Below are 20098 nucleotides of genomic sequence, written 5' to 3'. Positions count from 1 at the left end.
AACTTCCAAGGATGATAAAAATTTTCACCTGAAAAGTTAGGTCTTTCTCTCAAAAGATATAATATAATGAAATTTGTGTTCATTATTTTTTAAGGGAGTTCTTGGCGATGTATCAGACATTTACTTTACAAGAGAAGGTTAAGCAAATTTCGATTATGCTGATCCCGATTTTGATTACGCAGCTTGGCATGTTTGCGATGGTCTTTTTTAATACGATCATGTCAGGCAGATATAATGCTTCCGACCTTGCCGGAGTTGCGATTGGTTCTTCGATTTGGAATCCTGTTTTTACCGGGCTCAGCGGTATCTTGATGGCTGTATCACCGATTGCGGCACAGCGATTTGGCGAGAAAAAGAATAAGGAAGTTACATCAATTGTGAAAAATGGAATGTACCTCGGTTTTATCATTGCATTTGCTGTGATTATCATCGGGACAGTTTTGCTGAATCCTATTCTGAACAGCATGAATTTGCCGCAAGCGGTAGAAGGAACTGCACGCGGATATTTGATTGGACTTAGCTTCGGTATTATTCCGTTATTTGTTTTTAACGTACTTAGGTCTTTTATTTATGCACTAGGCAAGACTCGAGTGGTTATGATCATTTTATTTTGTTCGCTTCCGATTAATTTCTTTTTAAATTACGTCCTTATTTTCGGCCATTGGGGTTTTCCTGAATTGGGAGGAGCTGGCGGCGGCTATGCAACTTCGTTTACGTATTGGTTTATTCTCGCCATGACTGCCTTTATTGTCAAAACAAAAGAGCCATTTTCAGGGTACCATATTTTTAGTAACCTTCAAGACTTTTCATGGGAAAGATGCCAGGAGATCTTAAAAATTGGTGTGCCAATGGGGCTGTCCATCTTTTTTGAAACAAGCATGTTTGCAGTTGTGACCATTTTAATAAGTAAATTTAACGTAACAACGATTGCTGCTTACCAGTCGGCATTGAATATCGTTTCTTTCTTGTATATGATTCCAATTAGCATTTCCATGGCACAGACCGTATTAGTAGGTTTTGAAGTCGGAGCAGGAAGATATAAGGATGCTAAGGCATACAGCTGGCTCGGCATTTATTTATCAATTTTTATTGCTTTGTTAACAGGCCTGCTGGTGGTTCTGTTCCGTTATGAGGTTGCAGGTTTTTATTCGAATGAACGTGCTGTTATAGCCCTTACTGCCCATTTCCTCATATATGCTTTGTTCTTCCAGATTTCCGATGCCATCCAGGCTACAGCTCAAGCGGCTTTAAGAGGATATAAGGATGTAAACATATCTTTTATTATTACACTGATCGCTTATTGGCTGGTCTGTCTTCCCGTTGGTTTCCTTCTGGCTAACAATACAAGTATGGGAGCAACTGGTTATTGGATTGGATTAACAATCGGATTGCTTGCTGCAGGAATTTGCCTGTCTATGAGGCTGATCTATATCCAGAAGCGAAAATTTGTGAGTGCAGAGGTTCGGGAAGCAGGATAAAACAATCGCCTGGCCGGTCATGGCACAGGCAATCTTTCTTTTTGCAAATAGACCCTTTGACATCTTCCTGACATATTGAGCCGATATAGTAAAGGCGAGGGTAAGCGATGCTTGGCCCTAAAAAGTTCAGGAGGAATACATATGAAAAAGACGGTAGCAGGTTTATTGATGGCAGGTGTTTTGATGGCAGGAGGTTATGCAACCACCTCTTTTGCGACAAATGGGGAAACCTCGGCAGAAACAGGGAAGAGCTTAAATTGGAATTTTAAAGGCCAGGGATTTGGACATCATGGTTTCGCAGGTGATTCTGAATCAATCCTGGAAAAAGCTAAAGAGCTTGGCATTAAGACAGATGGAAAAGATGCTCAAACACTGATTAAGGAAATCCGCACTGCCGAAATAAAAAAGGAAGCAAAGGAACTGGGAATAAAAACGGATGGTAAGGAAACGGCTGAGCTTATGGAAGAGGTCATGCTTGCAAAGATAAAAGAGGAAGCGGAGAATTTAGGCATCAAAACAGATGGGAAAGATGTACAATCCCTGCATGAAGAAATACGCATAGAAAAACTAAAAGAAAAGGCTAAAGAACTAGAGGTATCGACTGACGGGAAAGATGCAGAGACCCTCATGCAGGATATTCAGACAGCTTCTCTAAGTAAGGAAGCCAAAGAACTTGGAATTTCCACGGAAGGAAAGGATTTACAGACTCTATCTCATGAAATTTTCACAGCCTCCATAACAAAGGAAGCTAAAAAGCTTGGTATAACAATCGAAGGCAGGGATATCCGCGAAGTTGCCCAGGAGGTTGCTTCCGAAATGGTGAAAAAGGAAGCAAAAGAACTGGGAATCTCCATTGATGGAAAATACCTTCAGCAAATTGCTCAGGAAGTCAGGGAGAAAAAAATAGCTAATCTTGCCAATGAGCTCGGGATTTCCACTAAAGATAAAACAACAGCTGAGCTTATTGCAGAAATAGATGAGAAAGATAGTGAAAAATTACAAGAAATTCTTGGGCAAGGCCTTTTTGGGATTGAAATGAGGGGACTGGGCATAAAAGACGGGTATAGAAGGGATATTAATGGTCCAGGTAAAAGCCATGGCGGAAAAATTCATGAAGGCGGCATCGGAAAGCAAGGGTTCATGGGCGGCCAAAATGAAGCTGAGCAAACATCAACAGACGCTCTTTAATAGATTTGGATAATCCCCGTATACAAATTCGGGGATTTTTCTGTATAGTAAAGTATTGGAGGGCGGTAAAAATGAAAAAAATCCTGGTTGCAGAAGATGAACTGGCTATTTCCAAGGTTTTAAGTGCATACTTGCAGCGTGACGGATATAAAGTTTTGACAGCTTATAATGGGAAGGAAGCATTGGATTTATTTTTCGAACAATCACCTCATCTGGTCCTTCTGGATATCATGATGCCGGGGATGGATGGCTGGAGTGTGCTAGAAAAAATCCGTGAAAAAAGTGCTTGTCCTGTCATTATGCTTACGGCGCTTGGTGACATTGATTATAAATTAAAAGGCTTGAATACAGGTGCTGATGATTATATCTCCAAGCCCTTCGTTGGGGATGAGGTAGCTGCGCGTGTGAATGCTGTTTTAAGGCGTTCTCCGAATGTTTACCTTGATGAACATATAAAGCAATTTGGCAGTCTGGTGATTAATTTTGATTCCCATACAATCTTCTTAAATGGAAAAGAAGTAACGTTGACGCCTCGTGATTTATCATTATTGTTATTTCTGGCAGAAAGGCCGAACAGAACCTTTACAAGGGAGCAGCTGATTGAGCATGTTTGGGGAATGGATTATGATGGAAGCGACCGTGCAGTCGATTTGGCTATAAAAAGAATCCGGCAGGCTTTGTCGGATTGGCCGGCTTCGGAAGGTGAAATCCGTACACTAAGAGGAATGGGGTACCAATTCCATGTTTATGAAAAATAAAAAACGGACGACCTTGCTTCGCTATTGGACGACCCGCTATCTTTTTACCCTTTTAGTTGGACTCATTATTCTAGCAGCGGGTTCAATGTGGTGGATCAGGCAAACAACTCTTGAAAACAGGCTGAATTTGATGCAGTATCTAGCCGTCGAAACAGCCGATCGGGTGGTGCAGCAGGACGGCAATATAGAATTTGATCCTTTTTTTAACCGAATGCTGGAGGAAAGGGCAAAATTGCTGGAATTTAAATTTGAGCCGCAGGTATTTATAAGTGATTTAAATGGCCAGGTTCTTTATAAAAAAGCTGGCCGCATGCCAAGAAACAGTCAAGCTGGTCCGGGGCTCGGAACACTGCCCTCTGAACTGCTGGAGAACGAAAAAAATGTTAAAAGGATGAAAACGCAGGATGGCCTGTCTGTTTACGCTGTTAAGACACCAATAACGGTTGATGAAAACCAAGTCGGCTGGGTTGTCGTCGTACAGAGCGCTGATGATTTGACGAATGTGAATCAGGAATACCGCCTGTTGTTTATAATGCTGGTCGGTTTGGGGCTGCTCGGTTGGAGCGTGATTTATTTCCTATCGCGTAAAATTTCTCGGCCGATTCAGGAAGTAGCGTTTGCTGCTGCCAAAGTCAGTGAAGGGGATTATGAAATTGACTTAAAAGCTTCAGCTAATGAGGAAGAAATTCATAATCTTATAACTTCATTTAAAGAAATGACAGAACGCCTAATGCATCTTGAAAAACTCCGGGCAGAATTGCTGGCAGGCGTCACACATGATCTGAAAACACCCGTTACGTCCATCAGCGGACTTGTTCAGGCTGTCCGGGATGAGGTTGTCAACGGTGAAGAAAAACAGGAATTTCTTGATATAACGTTAAAAGAAGTCAATCGATTACAGAAGATGATTGAAGATTTACTGGATTTCAACTCTCTTTCAGCTGGTGCTTTTTCAATTCGTCCTGAAAACTGTGATATGAATAAGCTTGTTCAGGACATTGTACGCCAATGGGCATTAACCCAAAAAGGCGATTTTCAATATAGCCTCGAGGTACCGAATGAAACGCTTTATCGGTCAACGGATCCATACCGCCTGCAGCAAGTGTTAATTAATCTGCTAAATAATGCTTTACAGGCAATCGAAACCAATGGCCATATCACCGTAACTTTAAAGGGACAATATATTGATGTTAAAGACACTGGAACGGGTATACCTGTTGAGGAGCAGCCGTATATTTTTGAGCGCTTTTACAGAGGCGAACAAAAAAAGCTGAAAGTAAGAGGGCTTGGGTTGGGTTTGCCGTTCAGCAAGCTGCTCGCCAAAGCATTAAATGCCAGTTTAATTTTAAAGGATAGTTCAAATACTGGCAGTACTTTTTCAATCGTATGGGAAGAAAAAGGATAGATGTAAGCAAGATCACCTTGCTTTATCTATCCTTTTTGTGTATTTTGATATCTTCGGCTCTAGGGTGCTGATGGTTTTGAATGATAAAAAGCAGACATTTCAGAGAAATTAGGAACCTAGGCAGGTGAAAAGTGAGGGTTTGTAGTATATTGACTTAAAGGTTGACTTTCCATGAATCTGTTCCCTTTTTAAAAGCTGGCACCGTGTCCGCGTACATATACCTTATTTTGAAGGGATGAATATAGTTAAGAAAATTTTTTTATTTTGGTTATGTTAAAGCTTATCGTTGATTTTGACACCCTGTTGATTGGAGTGGTAGGGGCGAGATCCTCGAAAATGCATTCGCATTTTCTTCGTGCGATGCTTACACGAGGATGCTTATTCAATGTCCAGCGGGAGAGCGTGTCGAAGGGGGACCCCACAGGCGTGAATGCTCCGAAGAGGCTTCTGGGACCGCCCGCGGTTCGCTGAGTCCCTGGAGTGGAAATCAACAGGCAAGTTTAACACAGCCCTTATTTTTATAGGAGGAATTATATGACTGTAAAAGCCATTTTTTTCGATGCTTATGGAACACTTTTTGATGTGCATTCTGTTTCGGAGAAATGTGAACAATTTTTTCCGGAGAAAGGGATGCAGATAAGCGAGGTATGGAGGCAGAAGCAGCTGGAGTATACTTGGCTTCGCTCATTAATGGACCGTTATGAAGATTTTTGGAAGGTGACCGGGGATTCGCTAATATTTGCATTAAAAGCCTTGGATTTGCAAGCCAGCCAGGAAATCCGCAGTGCTTTATTAAATGAATATCTGCGCTTGAAGGCATATCCGGAAGTTCGGGAAGCTTTAGAATTGTTAAGTAACAGAAAGCTGGCAATTCTTTCAAATGGAACGCTGCAAATGCTGAATCCGCTTGTAAGGAATGCGAATCTGACAGAAGCCTTTAATGACGTTATTAGTGTTGATGAACTGAAAATCTATAAGCCTTATATGGGTGTGTATGAATTGGGAACAGCTAAATTATCAATTGATAAAACAGAAGCGCTATTTGTTACCTCCAATCCATGGGATGCTTCAGGTGCGAAAACATTTGGCTTTCAAGTCTGCTGGATAAACCGGAATAACAAACCATTTGACGAATTGGGTGTGAAGCCTGATCTTATTGTGAGGGACTTGGAAGAACTGGCAAATATATTACAATAATGAGGTAAACTTAATTTTTTTTGCAGGAATATAAAATGCTCCACGCAGCGAATGTTTTTTGCATATTTAATTAATTTTTACCAGGTGACATATCTATTTTTGACTCCAAAATAAGCTAGAGGGTAGAATAGTAATGTTCTTAAAAAGATAACTGTATAAATAGATTGATTCTATTTAAAATGCAAGGAGGACATTCGATGGAGTCTAAATCTTCCACTTACGAAATAGATGTCAACGGTTCTCTATTTGATTGGGATCTCGATAAGGGAACGTTTAATTTTGAAAATGACGAAGTAGTACTTTTCTGGGTGAATACAGCCTTTAAAACTCTGCTTGACTCAATTGAGGAAATCGCCGGGGAAAAGCAGGCAAAGCTTGTTCTGGAAACTGCAGGCTACCGTACTGGTAAAATTGTAAGCAAATTTTATCTGGAATCCGATAAGGAAAGAGAAATAATCATAAACCACCTTCCAAATATCTATTTAACTGCGGGCTGGGGCAAAACCGACATTGTCTCGTTTTGCTTAGAGGAAAAGAAAGCTATTGTGCGTGTCAAAAATGGCTGGGAATATAAAATCAATATTGCACAAAAGAAAGAGACGGAAGGCACTTTTCTGCCTGGGCATTGGGCTGGAGTATTAGGCGGCTTATTTGAAACGAATGTGTGGTATAAAGTGGTGAAAAGTCAAGTGCAGGGAGACGAGTATTCCGAATACGAGTTCTTTGAATCTGAAATAACGCCATCAATGAATGTAAATGCCATGATCCAAGAGCAGACTCAGGCTGCCCAAAAAGAAATGGAACAAAAAATCTCTGAACAGACCAGGGTATTATCTGAAATTATTAAAGAGATATCATCACCGATCATTCCGGTCACTGATTCCATTTTGGTCATTCCTTTGGTTGGGAAATATGAAGAACTTAGAGCAGAGGAACTTTTAAACAGGACACTGTTGAATTTACCTAGATATAAGGCTGAGTATCTGATATTGGATTTAACGGCTTTAAAGGGTGTCGATCAATACACACTTGATTTCCTGCAGAAATTTGTAAAAGCAGCTTCGTTGTTGGGCACTCAATGCATATTCGTCGGCATATCACCGGAATTAAGTGTACAAATAATCGAAAGAGGCTTTACCGAAACAAAAACTCCGTGCTTTTCCATCCTGCAGCAAGGAATTTCTCATGCTTTGGACCGATTGGGGCTTGAGATTGCAGAAAAGAAACAGCGGTAAAAAAAACAGCATTGAGCCCAATGCTGTTTTTTTACTGTTCTTTTATAAACTCTTTTATTTCATCTGGTAAAATGGCTGTTTCCCATGGGTGCCAGTAATAGGCAGTGCCGTCAAAATTTATAGGCAACTGGTTCACCTGTATAAAAAATCATATTATAGAAAATAGGGTCTCCTTTTGCTGTGTTAGGATTAAATCCTTGCTGGTTCTTGCTGTCTATTAACAGCTGCAGGAAATGGCTAAGATCTTCTTCTTGTTTTAATTCTGAAATTTTCTTATCTCCTTCCTGAGTGTAGAGCCTGTAGATTTCAATTCGTTCTACACGCTCAAGGGGCATGTCATCAAAATGCCAGCTAAACTCCTCATTTTCTATTGAATAGTAGACAGAATATCCGTTAATTTTGTCCGGAGTTTTAACAGCAATCAGAACTGGCTGCCCTTTAATGGCATAGATTTCTGTTCCTTTTTCATGAAAAGCTGCATCTCCATTTTTAATTTTGTAATTTGGGTTCGTGACATTGTCTGTAACCCGGAATTTCACTTCTCCAGCCTTTTCTCCTAAAAATTCTTCTTCTGCTAAAACACCTGTAAATGCCGTTATATTCCCTGCCTTCCCATTTTATAAAATCAACCCAATCAATGACTGTATGTGTATCAAAAGGTGTTGACCTGCAGCCGGCTAGCAGCAATAAAAGTATCATAAAAGCAAAAAACCTCTTCATATTGTCCCCCCTCAGTTAATGGACGGAAAATTCCAAAAAAATAGTTACGCTGTTATGAAAGCATCTTTTTGTTTATATTTTCATATATTGATGAGTAAACCCAATTTTTAGGGAGGGGACTTAATGTATTACGCACGATTGGTAAAATATAAACTTGAGGTAGGTCAGAGAAGTGTAGCCGAAAAGCTGACAAAGGAATTTGACTCTGCAAGCAGAGAGCTAAGCGGATTTCGCGGCAATGTTTATTTTTTTGACGATCCGGCAGGGGAATATAGAGCGCTGAATTACTGGGATACAAAGGAAGACGCAGAAAAAGCACAGGCTTATTTATATCCAAAATTGATGGTGAAACTGCAAAGTGTAACAAAGGAGAAACCATCGTTTAAATTTTTTGAAGTGTTTGATGCAACAGAAGATGGGGATTTGATTTCATCGCATATAAAAATTTGAGCAATATGAAAGTGACAATAAGACAAATGATTATGATATAGCAGGCCGCCCGGAATATTCATCCAGGCGGCTTAAATTTTGAGTTATTTAGCGATAAAGCTGCAAAAGAGGAAACAGAAAAGATTTATCGAAATACATAAATTGGAATAGAACAGGAGGGTTCGAAGTGATCTATGAGATGACGGTTCAAATTCGTGTATCGGATATGGAAGAAGGACAAAGATGGTATGAGACATTGTTTAATAAAAAACCGCATTTTATCCCCCATGCCGGATTTGCAGAGTGGGAGCTCATTCCGGGATGCTGGCTCCAGGTGGCTGAGGGCCTGCCGAGTAACGGGTGCGGTCCGATTCGGCTGGGCGTAACCGATCTGGAGGCTGAACGCGAAAGGGTTATGAATGAATTGAAAGTTGGAGATTTTGAGATTTTTTCAAGAAAAGAAGTTCCTGTTAAATGGGCAACCTTTACCGATCCATGGGGAAATAAAATAGGTTTCTTTGAATATATTGAAGATCAAGAGAAACAGGCGCAGACTAATCGCATTTTAGGCTAATAGATTAGGAGGATAACCGAAATGGATCATCACTATATAAAAAGAAATGAAGGATTTAACCTTCATATTGCCCCTAGTCAGGAGATAAGCCCGGAGGAATTTGAAGAACGCAAGGAAGAGTTTTATGTGGAAAAAAATGATGGAATCCATGCAAGAGTATATAAAGGTTTGCCTATGAAATTGCAGAAGGATTCAGAGGATCTCAACTTGTCCGAGGGTCTTAGCCATATAGAGGGGCCAGTTCTGATTTTAAGGGGAGAAGAAGGTTCTCTTCTTAAAGAGGAGGAAATTGAAGACTTTACAAAATATCATCCTTCATTTAAAGGTTGAAATCATAGCCGGGTCCGGGCATTCTGTTTTTGATCCAAAGGAACAGACAGATGAAATTTTTTATAAATATTTTATAAGTTTGGCATAAAAAAGGAGAAGAAATGAAGATCAGGAAACTGGATAAAATGGAGTCACCTCCAAAAGAGCTGCTCTTATTGGCCGACCCTTCCATCGAAATGATAGAGGATTATCTGAATAGAGGCGAAACTTATATTTGTGAGGAAAACGGTCAAGTGGTCGCAGTCTTTGTAATGCTGGCTACGAGGCCGGGCGCTTGCGAGATTGTAAATATTGCCGTCAGGGAAAGCCGGCAGGGGATGGGGATTGGCAGAAAGCTAATCGAGTACTCCATATATACTGCCAGGTTAAAGGGGGTTAAAACTCTCGAAATTGGAACTGGCAACTCAAGCATTGGGCAGCTGGCCCTTTACCAAAAATGCGGATTTAGAATCACTGGTGTCGATCGGGATTATTTTCTGCGCCATTATAAAGAAGACATTTTTGAAAGTGGGATACAATGCAAAGACATGATTAGGCTGTCGATGGCTTTATAGATTAGGAGGTATGTATGATGCAGGCGAGAATTCTTAATACTTATCAAATTAAAATTGCGGGTGAAGCCGAAAGCGGACAACTCATGGATATGCTGAAAGAAGTGGCAATATGGATCCAATCGCAAGGAATTGATCAATGGCAATATCTATTAGAAGGCGGCGATGATGATGAAATAAAGCAGGCCATCTCTAAGGGAAACACATATCTTGTTACAAAGGATGATGAATTAGCGGCAACCTTTACATTGTCCTCTAAGCAAAACGACTGGGATAAGCATATTTTTGGAGTAGAAGCGAATCATGATTCTCTTTATCTGCATAGGCTTGCGGTAAAGCCCAAATTTATGAAAAAATGTCTGGGTGCAGCCGTTATAAAATGGATTGATGAAGAAATAGCAACTGATAAACAATACCTTAAGCTCGATTGTGTCGAAAATAACCCAAAATTGAATGCTTTTTACAAAAATAACGGCTTTGAACGTATTGGAGTAACTGACGGGCACAGCAAATACCGGAAGAGCTTTAAAAACTAACTCTAAATTGGCAATAACAAGCTAAACTAAAAAGCTTATTTCATGAATGCATTCTTGCAATGTGTTATTTTAAAGAATGAAATAAATAAAAAGGGGTGTTTTGTTTTGCGGGATAATGAAGTTTTAAAAGAAAAAATATTGGGTGCTTATCAATTCAGGCATGCGACAAAAGAATTTGATCCCAATAAAAAGATTCCAGAAGATGATTTCCGTTTAATTTTGGAAACAGGGCGTTTGTCACCAAGTTCATTCGGGTTTGAACCTTGGCGTTTTGTGGTCGTCCAAAATGAAAAGCTTCGCGATAAAATTAAAAATGCTTCCTGGGGAGCATTTGGGAAACTCCCAGAGGCAAGTCATTTTGTATTAATCCTGGCAAGAACCAAAAAAGATACCAGGTATGATTCGGAATATTTGCAGGATCATTTTAAAAATAAATTAGGAATGCCAGAAGAAATTATGGCCAATTATTTAAAGCGGATTGAAGAATTCCAAAAGTCTGATTTCAACCTTTTGGATGGGGATCGCCCGTTGTTTGATTGGGCGTGCAAACAAAGCTACATAGCACTTGGGAATATGATGACAGCAGCGGCCCAGATTGGCATCGATTCTTGTCCAATTGAAGGCTTTGATATTGAAAAAATGAATAAGCTATTAAATGATGAGGGATTGCTGGAGGACGGCAGCTTTGGCCTTTCAGTTATGGTTGCTTTTGGGTACCGTGTAAAAGAGCCAAGGGCAAAGACCCGCAGGCCGTTTGATGATGTTGTTAAGTGGATCGACTAGGAAAAGAGCTTGTACTCTTTTCCTTTTTTTTTGCCTTAAAAAAAGAAATGGCATTTAAACAAAGAAGAAATATTCTAATGGGAAAAGTTGGGAGTTTATGTGTTGACTGCAGGACTTATTCATCATTTCGAACTGAATATTTTTTTGGTTTAAAGGTTTCTGCTAATTTCTAGGAGCTGGTTTTTAGAGGAATTGGGATATATACCCTATTTCAATAATGGGAGAGCTGGCTAAGCTGGAAATTAAGAAATACATATATTGTTTTTGTCCAAACAGAAGAATGGTTTCAGGGCAAGCAAGGTTTGGGTCAATCAGCCAGAATAATATGTAAAAGGGCTTAAAATCGAATATACATGAGCAATTTGGGTCAGAGATTATATATAAAATTAATAAATCTATAATAAATTGATAGGGTTACATTTAATAAAAAGCTAGAAGGCGAACGGGAAATAGCCCACCGATTCTATAAGGAAATGGTATATCGGGATAAAGGTACAGGTTTTGTCAAAAACCTGTATAAAATAGTTTAATAGCATATTAATTAGAGGGAAGGCCAATCAGCCTTCTCTTATTTTGTCATTCTTTTAGCGTATTGGACAAACACCGTTCCCTTTTTTCTTCCTTTTCATAGTTTGTTACTAGCTTATGGAAAGGAGGAAAATTATGTTTGGATTTTCAATGATACAAATGGTACGTGCACATGCAGATAAACTGGATATGCAGCTGCGTCAAGATTTAATTCATCTTTATACACCTTTTAAATGGACACCTTGTTTTTTGCATTCTCCTTTGGAAAAAGTGCTAAAAAGAACAAAAAGCTTCCATGTAGTGGTTGAATTTAAAAATGACTGCAGTTTTTCTGATGCAGTAAAAGAATGCCATGTTATTTCTGAAAGGCATTTTAGAGCAAAAGTAAACAGAAGCTTTTCTAGTATTTCCTGCTGCAGTATGGAAATGACACCAGCGGCACTGGATGATCTATTAACTTCATGCTCCCATATACACAAAATCTATTACGATCGAAAAGTACAAGCACTTCTAGACGTTGCCACCCCCTCGGTTGAAGCAGGGGCAGCACTGAATGCTAACGGTCCCTTAACAGGACAAGATGTTACGATAGCTGTTATCGACACGGGTATTTATCCACACCAGGATTTGCAGAACCCTGATACTCAGCAGACCCGAATTATTGAATTCCAGGATTTTATTAATAACCGTCAAGACGCTTATGATGATAATGGCCATGGTACCCATTGTGCCGGGGATGCTGCTGGTAATGGCATCGCATCCGCCGGAGTTTATCGGGGACCTGCTCCGAATGCAAACCTCATAGGGGTAAAAGTACTTGATAAGGTTGGATCAGGATCCTTATCTACCGTCATGGCGGGGATCCAGTGGTGCATCGATTATAACAGGGACCTCAATAATAAACCCAAAATTGACATTATCAGCATGTCCCTTGGAAGCTCACCTGCAGGCGATCCAGAAGAAGATATGATGGTAAAAGCGGTAGAGGCAGCATGGGATGCAGGTATTGTTGTTTGCGTTGCAGCAGGAAATTCGGGTCCGAATTTTGGAACTATTGCCAGTCCGGGCATCAGTGAAAAAGTAATAACAGTCGGTGCAATGGACGATCGGGACACACCAGACCGTGAAGGTGATACGATAGCAAGCTTTTCAAGCCGGGGAACGCTAGCAAGTGAGCTGGTTAAGCCCGATGTAGTAGCACCTGGTGTAAATATCATATCATTGCGCTCGCCAAACTCCTATTTGGATAAGCTTCAAAAATCAGCTCGCGTAGGCACTGAATACTTCTCATTATCTGGTACATCAATGGCTACACCGATTTGTGCAGGGGTTGCTGCCTTAATCCTTGAAAGCAATCGCCTGCTGTCACCTGATCAGGTAAAAGTGAAGCTTAAGGATGGGGCAGATGCATGGGGGGATTTTCCAAAAGATCAAAATCCGTACGTATATGGGGCCGGATATATAAGTGCAAGAAATTCAATCTTTGGAAAAGAAGATCAGTAAAAAATTCAAAGCGATTCTCTAATGGGAATCGCTTTAGTTTAATATTAGATACATACTAGAAGAAAAGAAATCTTCCAAAGGAGATTAAAATACTAGAGCAGCTTTTAAAGTATGGCGGGATAATTGTTTTTCATTACGTCACCTTTTTTCTGAATGGCAGTAAGGATAACAATGCCAAATATATAAAAGCAGTAAAGCATTTAATCAATGAAGAAAGTAGCATTTTTTTCCAGCGAAAAAAAGAGCCCTGTTTTCATGGCTCCTTTTTTTAATTTATTTATCATGAATAGTTAATTTTTCTAAATAGTTTCCAGATAATGCTCCATAAATCCAGGTGGGTAAAAATTTAAAGGCAGAGGCCTCAAAGCAATGATAATTGATGGGCAAAGAATAGTATCTTCCTGTGCTTGTTTCAAATGCTTGTACATAGCTTTTCCGCCGACCGAATTGGCAGAATGGATAGTGATGCGTTTAGCAAATAACTTTTCCTTCACCATTAATTGTACGAGCAAAAAGCCATTTCTGTCTGGATGCACCAAATCATGATCTAATGAGAGATGTTCTATTGAAAAATTTTGCAGCAAATCCATGCATTCATCGACGGTTTCTGCTAAAACATATCCCTCTGGCGCTGATCGATAATCATCAAGGAAAACGCTAATTTTCTCGATAAGTTATTGCTCCTTTAATAGGGTAGACAGCGAAAGTCTAATAGTCCCTATAGTTTTTTCATGCAGTTTAATTGTACCACATCTGACATAGAATGGCGAACATTCCCGAAAAAAACAGAATTTGTAAGGCCATCTTTCTTTTGTTATATCGTATAATACGATATAATTGTTTTACAAGATATTTAAAAGGTGGTTCATATGAAAAACAAAGTAGAATTACTAAATCAATATTGGACAGATATTTATTTTCATTTGCATTACATTCACACTGATAAAATAACCCACCAGGCGATACGTATCATGCAGCTGATTGATAAACAGGGGAACATTGGTGTTAGTGAAATTGCCTTATTTCTTAACGTTTCCCATAACACAGCATCAGAACATGTGAAAAGATTGGCGAATAAGCAATTTATAATAAAGGAAAGGGATCCTTCTGATGAAAGAAAAGTATTCATTTGTTTAACAGATAGAGGAAAAGAGGTATTAGACAGAAATACCAGCCTTGACCAGGAGAAATTGAAGCAGGTTTTGAATGAACTGGATGAAAAAGAACAGTATGCCATTGAACAAGCACTAAAGATCTTGAGTGAGCGTGCAAAGCAATGCAAATATTAATGAAGATTGTCGCATCTGCACTTGTCATTGGGCTGGTTACGGAAATAGCCAGGCGATATCCTGCTTATGGAGGAATCTTTGCCGCACTTCCTTTAGTCAGCTTGTTAAGCATCATTTGGCTGTATTTACAAGGTGAAAACGCTGTAATCTTAAGTAAGTTTGCATTGGGCGTTTTGGCTGGGTTTCCTGCAACAGCTTTCCTTTTAGGCATTGTGTATATTTCATTGCAGAAATCTCTAAATCTTTTCGCTGCAATCGGACTTGGGATTAGCGGGTGGCTACTATTTCTATTTGTTCAGGATATAGTGATTAAAAATGTCAAAAATATTTTATAACCATAGATTTTAGGAGAATAACATGATTAGAATTCAAGCGGTGAATAAGAAGAATGAATTAAGCAAAGACATTTCTCTAGAGGTTTTGAAAGCAGATTCTGCTAATTTCAAATGGTTTTGGATAGATTTTGATCAGCCAACCGAAGAAGAAACAGCTGAACTGGATAAGACTTTTCAATTTCATCCTTTAGCGATAGAAGATTGTATTGTAAAACTGCAGCGCCCAAAAATGGATTACTATGAAGATTATAGCTTTTTTGTAACGCATAGCTTAAATCATATTGATGAAAGCAAGCAGGAAATTAACTTTTTCATTGGTTCCAATTACATAATTTCTTACCATCATGAAGCATCGAAAGAGATAAATGAAGTGTGGGATCGGTTAACTTTAAGCAAAAAAATAAATAAATGGGATCCCTATTTAGTCATGTACCATATCTTCGATAAAATCGTCGATAATTATTTTCCAATCGTTTACCAGCTTGAAGATCGGTTAAGCCTGATTGAAGATAATCCTAACGACGAGTCCATGGAAGAGTTGCTTGAAAAGCTATTTGATATCCGCCATCACTTATTGCAAATCAGATATACCGTTATCCCGATGAGAGATCTTATTTATCGCGTAATCAATTCTCACCGGCTGACAGGTGTAAAGGAAAGATATGAGTACTTTGCTGATATACATGACCATTTATTGAAGCTGACGGAAATGATTGATGGAAACAGGGAACTGACGAATGATATCAGGGATAGCTATTTATCCATCAACTCGCATCAGACAAACCGGGTGATGAAAGTGCTTACCGTCATAACAACCATTTTCATGCCGCTGACGTTTATAGCCGGGATTTATGGAATGAACTTCGAAAACATGCCTGAACTGACCTGGAAGTATGGCTATTATGAAACTCTATTCTTAATGTTTGTCATTGGAGCCGGGATGTTTTGGTGGTTCAAAAAGAAAGGCTGGTTTAGATAGTGGAACGAGATGGATTTATAAAAAAGCTGTGTCGGATTGATGTCCGGCACAGCTTTTTGGTTAGAAGAATTTCTTCTTCCAAAAAATGAGTGCAGTGAAACTTGATAATAGGAAAACGACGATAAGAATCATCACAAAAGCATAAGGATGATTTTGGTAAGGCAAGTTCACATTCATTCCAAAGAAGCTTGCAACCATGGTAGGCAAAGCCAAGATAATAGTTACGGAGGTGAGGAATTTCATAACCATATTTAAGTTATTTGAAATGACGGAGGCAAAAGCGTCCATCATGCCGCTTAAAATCGAGCTATAGGTTTCTGCCATTTCGATTGCCTGCTGATTTTCTATCATGACATCCTCGAGCAGGTCCTTATCCTCTTCATACATTTTTACATAATTCATCCGCAGTATTTTTTGCAGAACAACTTTGTTAGATTTAAGTGAGGTTGTAAAATAAACAAGACTCTTTTCTAAAGCTAGGAAAGCATATAATTCTTTATTTTTTAAGGACTGGTGAAGTTCCCGCTCTATTTCATTCGTTTTTCGATTAATTTGCTTAAGATAACGCAGGTAGTAAGTAGAAATAAAATATAAGATTTGCAGGGCGAAACGGGTTTTCTTATTTGTATAAAAGCCCTTAACTTTATTTTTCTTAAATATTTCCAAAATTGGCGTTTCTTTTGATGAAACGGTTACGAAGCAATTATCCGTCATAATAATGCCAATTGGAATCGTTTCATAAATGGGAAAACCAGCATCGTCATGTGTCATATAGGGAAAGTCAATGATGATAAATACATTCTGATCTTCTTTTTCAATTCGGGACCATTCATCGTCATCCAATGCATTTTTAATAAAATCAACTGGAACATTCAATTTATTGGATACCAGCTCAACTTCTTCATGCGAAGGCTTGACCATGTTTACCCAGCATCCCTTGGTAATCTCTTCAGCAGAAATTACCTTGCAATCCTGATCTGTTTTAAAAATTTCAATCATAAAAAAACCTCCTCGTTATAATGAGGAAGCAAAGATACCTCTAACGTTGTTGATATTTAAGCAATAGTACTTCCCGCTCAACAAACAGATATGTCCCGCTTCCTCCTGCAGATTCTCAGGGTCGGGTTCTAAGGAACCGTAGCTACTCAAAAATATCAACTCCTTTAAATGGTATACCTTTATCATATATTCCGAAGATAGAGGCTGCAACCTAATTTTTTTACCTCTTTTTTATGTGGGAAAATTCTAATTAACTGTTATATCCATGAAGGAAAACAATTTGAATGAATGGAATGTATATAGAGAAGAGTGTTTAAAGGGGGAAACAAATATGGCTTGATTAGTGATTGTCATGATCGCATAACTGCCAATTTTCTATAGAATTCATAAGCGGCTTGATTACTTGGAGGAAGAAGTGAAATGGCTAAAACGAGAAGAACTGAATGACCAGGAGTAGATTTAGAAGGGGAGCGGGTGGCAAGTTTGAATAATATAGAGATACTAGAGGTTAAATCGATTGAAGGATATGAAGCCGAGTTATCAGAGCTTTTAATAAATGTGGTAGAGGAAGGAGCTTCTATAGGCTTCTTGCCGCCATTAGGAAGATCGGTGGCGGACGAATATTGGGCAGGGATCTTAAAATCGGATGATGTAATCTTATTTTTAGCACGTATGGATGGTAAAGTTGTTGGCTCAGCACAGCTGCATTTATGCACGAAACAGAATGGCAGCCATCGCGCAGAGATAGCAAAATTAATGACAGATGTTTCTATACGCCGGAAGGGCCTTGGACGTTTACTCATGCAAACGGCTGAGGAGAAAGCAAAGCGGGATGGCAGAACCCTGCTTGTGCTTGATACAAGAGAAGGGGATCCATCCAATGATCTTTATCGATCATTGGGCTTTATAAAAGCCGGGATAATCCCCGGTTATGCGAAATCAGCTAACGGTGAATTGGCTGCAACCGTTCTTTACTATAAAAATGTATAAAGAGAGGATAGCTTGTCGGATAAAGACACAATTAACGATGGGATGGACCATTTAAATAAGATTGAGGGGTATCCAACGGACGTGGAGTTAAAGAAGCTTCCGAGGCCATTTAAGATATTTTGGATACTTCTTTATAAGCTTCTTTGCTGTATCGATCCTGTTTATCATCATTATGAACTTTTTGGATTGACCGAACGGGAGGATGAATATGAATAAAGAGAACATCGCCCTGCAAAAACTTCGCCCAGAACACATGGAGGCTTTGAGAGCATTCACGCTGCCAGAGGAGCAGGAACAGTTTACTGCATTGCCGAAAGATGTTTTAGAAACGGGAGAGGGACAATTCCCCATTGTTATTACCAAGGATGATCATCCTGTCGGCTTTTTTATCCTGCATACTACTGAAAGAGTTAAAGAGTTTACTGAAAATCCCAAAGCTATGCTTCTGACAGCGTTGTCCATCAATTTTTCACAACAGGGAAAAGGTTTTGCAGGGAAGGGCATGGCTTTGCTGCAGCCATTTTTGAGGAAGGAATTTCCCCGCTGCAGCGAGGTTGTTTTGGCAGTAAACAGACGAAATATTGCTGCCCAGAAACTATATGAAAAAGCAGGATTCCAGGATACCGGCCGTAAGAAAATGGGGAAAATCGGCGAGCAGTATATTTATAATTATTTAATAGAAGGACTGTGTTAAAGCTAAATGCTGATTTTGCACAATGACGATTGGAGCGGAAGGCGCGGGACTCCAGCGGGAGGAGGCTCCCTGACCGCCTGCAGCGGAAATCAACAGTCAAGTTTATCAGAGCCAATAGAAAAATAAAAAGCAGCATCCCTTTAATGATGAGGGTGCTGCTTTTATTTAAACCACTTGTGAATAATATACAAAAAGAAAATCGTGGCACTTGTTAAGATGATAACCATTAGATGTGCATCTGACATTCTGTCTGCCTGTACAGCATCATAAATAGCGATAGAGAGTGTCTGCGTTTTACCAGGGATATTGCCTGCAACCATTAATGTGGCACCGAACTCTCCCATCGACCTTGCAAATCCGAGCACCAGCCCGGCCAGAATCCCTTTATATGCAAGCGGGATAATGATATAAATAAGCAAATTAAACCGATTGGCCCCATCCAGCTCGGCTGCACCGATTATGTCTTTATTGATCGATTCAAATGCTGCCTGAATCGGACTAATCAATAAGGGCAGGGAAGCAATCATTGCTGCAATCACAGCCGCTTTCCAAGTAAAGATGATCGGACTTCCAGCTACCGTCTCAAACCACTGTCCAAGAAGCGTATTTCTGCCAAGCAGTAAAATTAAATAGTAGCCTAAAACCGTTGGCGGTATAACAAGAGGAATCGTGACAATGATTGATAAAAACTTCGTCAATCTATTTTTCTTAAAAGCAAACCACCAGGATAAAAAAATACCGATGATGAATGCTAAAATGGTAGAAAAAATAGCAACTCTTAAAGATAATGTTAAAGGTAGAATGATCGTTTCCATTACGGCAAATCAAACCCATACTTTTCTAATATTTCTTGCCCCTGCTTACTCAAAATAAACTCAGTAAGTTTTTTGCTTTCTTCTTTTTTCTCCGATTGTATAGGAATTCCGAGTGTCTGCTTAATCGGTGAATGGGCTTTTTCATCAATCAGTTCAAATGGCAAAGCGGTTTTCTGAAGCAGGGCCAATGCTATAATCCCGGCATCTGCATTCCCTGATTCCACATATTGAAAGGCTTGCCTGATATTTTCCGCATATACGATCTTAGGCTCTATCTCATTCCAAATACCTGAGGCTTCCAATGCTTCTTTTGCTGCTTTTCCATATGGGGCATGCTCCGGATTGGCAATCGTTATGGATTTCACTTCAGGGCTTAAGAGATCATCCAGTTTTATCTCTTCATTGCCAGAATCTGAACTTAAAATGGCGATCCTTCCCAATGCGTAATATTTTTTTGAGTCTTTCTCGACTGCTTTTTTATCAATTAGCTTATCAATATAGGACTCCTGTGCTGCTGTAAACAAATCGAACGGAGCGCCTTCCTGGATTTGCTGAGTGAGCAGGCCTGTAGAGCCAAAGGTGAATTCCACCTCAATACCCGTTTCTTTCGTAAACTCATCACCTATTTCTGTTAATGCATGATATAAATCAGAAGCGGCTGCTACATAGACTTTTTCTTCACGTGTCTTAGCTTGGCTGCAGCCGCTTAGCACTAAAAGAAAAACGAAAAGCATCAATAGTACATTTCTATTCATCCAACTCGAACCTTCCATATGTAAGAA

General features: G+C 39.5%; 24 protein-coding genes. 19 read left to right on the top strand and 5 right to left on the bottom strand.

Features of this window, described 5'->3' with window-relative positions:
* The first annotated feature begins 107 nt into the window (after positions 1-107).
* From DFO73_RS13355 to DFO73_RS13330, 6 genes are all read left to right on the top strand, one after another.
* A complete protein-coding gene (locus DFO73_RS13355) occupies positions 108-1478 on the top strand; it encodes an MATE family efflux transporter (protein WP_110065236.1) in 1371 nt (456 codons plus the stop codon).
* A 141-nt stretch (positions 1479-1619) separates the two neighbouring features.
* Complete coding sequence (locus DFO73_RS13350) at positions 1620-2666, top strand: hypothetical protein (protein WP_110065235.1); 1047 nt, start codon at positions 1620-1622, stop codon at positions 2664-2666.
* A 71-nt stretch (positions 2667-2737) separates the two neighbouring features.
* A complete protein-coding gene (locus tag DFO73_RS13345) occupies positions 2738-3424 on the top strand; it encodes a response regulator transcription factor (protein WP_110065234.1) in 687 nt (228 codons plus the stop codon).
* Entirely contained in the window at positions 3408-4829 is a 1422-nt protein-coding gene (locus DFO73_RS13340; protein WP_110065233.1) for a sensor histidine kinase, read from the top strand. Before DFO73_RS13345 ends, DFO73_RS13340 begins: the two co-directional genes overlap by 17 nt.
* A gap of 534 nt (positions 4830-5363) precedes the next feature.
* The gene (locus tag DFO73_RS13335) at positions 5364-6026 is read left to right on the top strand and encodes a haloacid dehalogenase type II (RefSeq protein ID WP_110065232.1); all 663 of its coding nucleotides are present in this window, start codon (positions 5364-5366) and stop codon (positions 6024-6026) included.
* A 197-nt stretch (positions 6027-6223) separates the two neighbouring features.
* Positions 6224-7261, top strand: coding sequence for an STAS domain-containing protein (locus DFO73_RS13330; RefSeq protein ID WP_110065231.1), 1038 nt, complete (start codon positions 6224-6226; stop codon positions 7259-7261).
* Positions 7262-7371: 110 nt separating this feature from the next.
* On the opposite strand, the gene DFO73_RS13325 is transcribed toward DFO73_RS13330, so the two are convergent.
* Complete coding sequence (locus tag DFO73_RS13325; protein ID WP_110065230.1) at positions 7372-7800, bottom strand: hypothetical protein; 429 nt, start codon at positions 7798-7800, stop codon at positions 7372-7374.
* Between the two features lie 304 nt (positions 7801-8104).
* Here DFO73_RS13325 and DFO73_RS13320 point away from each other — a divergent pair, with 304 nt between their 5' ends.
* The 7 genes from DFO73_RS13320 to DFO73_RS13290 all read left to right on the top strand — a co-directional run bounded on the left by DFO73_RS13320 (position 8105) and on the right by DFO73_RS13290 (position 13215).
* A complete protein-coding gene (locus DFO73_RS13320) occupies positions 8105-8431 on the top strand; it encodes a hypothetical protein (protein ID WP_110065229.1) in 327 nt (108 codons plus the stop codon).
* 166 nt (positions 8432-8597) lie between these two features.
* Positions 8598-8984: a VOC family protein gene (locus DFO73_RS13315; RefSeq protein ID WP_110065228.1), complete on the top strand. Its 387-nt coding sequence runs from the start codon at positions 8598-8600 to the stop codon at positions 8982-8984.
* 21 nt (positions 8985-9005) lie between these two features.
* Entirely contained in the window at positions 9006-9314 is a 309-nt protein-coding gene (locus DFO73_RS13310; RefSeq protein ID WP_258309467.1) for a hypothetical protein, read from the top strand.
* Positions 9315-9415: 101 nt separating this feature from the next.
* Positions 9416-9868 (top strand): GNAT family N-acetyltransferase, encoded by a 453-nt coding sequence (locus DFO73_RS13305; protein ID WP_110065227.1) that lies wholly within the window; start codon positions 9416-9418, stop codon positions 9866-9868.
* Between the two features lie 14 nt (positions 9869-9882).
* The gene (locus DFO73_RS13300) at positions 9883-10401 is read left to right on the top strand and encodes a GNAT family N-acetyltransferase (protein ID WP_309043148.1); all 519 of its coding nucleotides are present in this window, start codon (positions 9883-9885) and stop codon (positions 10399-10401) included.
* A 105-nt stretch (positions 10402-10506) separates the two neighbouring features.
* A complete protein-coding gene (locus tag DFO73_RS13295; protein ID WP_110065225.1) occupies positions 10507-11184 on the top strand; it encodes an NAD(P)H-dependent oxidoreductase in 678 nt (225 codons plus the stop codon).
* A gap of 663 nt (positions 11185-11847) precedes the next feature.
* Entirely contained in the window at positions 11848-13215 is a 1368-nt protein-coding gene (locus tag DFO73_RS13290; RefSeq protein ID WP_110065224.1) for a S8 family peptidase, read from the top strand.
* A gap of 299 nt (positions 13216-13514) precedes the next feature.
* Here DFO73_RS13290 and DFO73_RS13285 read toward each other — a convergent pair whose 3' ends face one another.
* Positions 13515-13877 (bottom strand): cyclic-phosphate processing receiver domain-containing protein, encoded by a 363-nt coding sequence (locus DFO73_RS13285; protein WP_309043204.1) that lies wholly within the window; start codon positions 13875-13877, stop codon positions 13515-13517.
* Between the two features lie 207 nt (positions 13878-14084).
* Here DFO73_RS13285 and DFO73_RS13280 point away from each other — a divergent pair, with 207 nt between their 5' ends.
* The 3 genes from DFO73_RS13280 to corA are packed head-to-tail and all read left to right on the top strand — an operon-like array spanning position 14085 to position 15818.
* Positions 14085-14504, top strand: a complete 420-nt coding sequence (locus tag DFO73_RS13280) for a MarR family winged helix-turn-helix transcriptional regulator (protein ID WP_110065222.1) — start codon at positions 14085-14087, stop codon at positions 14502-14504.
* On the top strand, positions 14492-14839 hold the full coding sequence (locus tag DFO73_RS13275; protein ID WP_110065221.1) for a DUF3147 family protein: 348 nt from the start codon (positions 14492-14494) through the stop codon (positions 14837-14839). The genes DFO73_RS13280 and DFO73_RS13275 overlap by 13 nt, the downstream gene beginning before the upstream one ends.
* Before the next feature lie 22 nt (positions 14840-14861).
* Positions 14862-15818 (top strand): magnesium/cobalt transporter CorA, encoded by a 957-nt coding sequence (corA, locus tag DFO73_RS13270; protein ID WP_110065220.1) that lies wholly within the window; start codon positions 14862-14864, stop codon positions 15816-15818.
* Positions 15819-15878: 60 nt separating this feature from the next.
* Here corA and DFO73_RS13265 read toward each other — a convergent pair whose 3' ends face one another.
* Positions 15879-16817: a magnesium transporter CorA family protein gene (locus DFO73_RS13265; protein WP_110065219.1), complete on the bottom strand. Its 939-nt coding sequence runs from the start codon at positions 16815-16817 to the stop codon at positions 15879-15881.
* Positions 16818-17300: 483 nt separating this feature from the next.
* Here DFO73_RS13265 and DFO73_RS13260 point away from each other — a divergent pair, with 483 nt between their 5' ends.
* Genes DFO73_RS13260 through DFO73_RS13250 form a run of 3 tightly spaced genes read left to right on the top strand, consistent with a single transcriptional unit; the run spans position 17301 to position 18501 of the window.
* Complete coding sequence (locus DFO73_RS13260; protein ID WP_181396021.1) at positions 17301-17807, top strand: GNAT family N-acetyltransferase; 507 nt, start codon at positions 17301-17303, stop codon at positions 17805-17807.
* A 12-nt stretch (positions 17808-17819) separates the two neighbouring features.
* On the top strand, positions 17820-18023 hold the full coding sequence (locus tag DFO73_RS13255) for a hypothetical protein (RefSeq protein WP_110065218.1): 204 nt from the start codon (positions 17820-17822) through the stop codon (positions 18021-18023).
* A complete protein-coding gene (locus tag DFO73_RS13250) occupies positions 18016-18501 on the top strand; it encodes a GNAT family N-acetyltransferase (protein ID WP_110065217.1) in 486 nt (161 codons plus the stop codon). Before DFO73_RS13255 ends, DFO73_RS13250 begins: the two co-directional genes overlap by 8 nt.
* 161 nt (positions 18502-18662) lie before the next feature.
* Here DFO73_RS13250 and modB read toward each other — a convergent pair whose 3' ends face one another.
* Complete coding sequence (gene modB / locus DFO73_RS13245) at positions 18663-19316, bottom strand: molybdate ABC transporter permease subunit (RefSeq protein ID WP_110065216.1); 654 nt, start codon at positions 19314-19316, stop codon at positions 18663-18665.
* The gene (gene modA, locus DFO73_RS13240; protein ID WP_181396013.1) at positions 19316-20071 is read right to left on the bottom strand and encodes a molybdate ABC transporter substrate-binding protein; all 756 of its coding nucleotides are present in this window, start codon (positions 20069-20071) and stop codon (positions 19316-19318) included. Before modA ends, modB begins: the two co-directional genes overlap by 1 nt.
* Between the last annotated feature and the right edge of the window lie 27 nt (positions 20072-20098).

The sequence above is a fragment of the Cytobacillus oceanisediminis genome, assembly GCF_003182355.1.
In the GTDB taxonomy this organism is placed as follows: domain Bacteria; phylum Bacillota; class Bacilli; order Bacillales; family Cytobacillaceae; genus Cytobacillus; species Cytobacillus oceanisediminis_A.
This window is presented reverse-complemented; position numbering and strand designations above follow the sequence as displayed.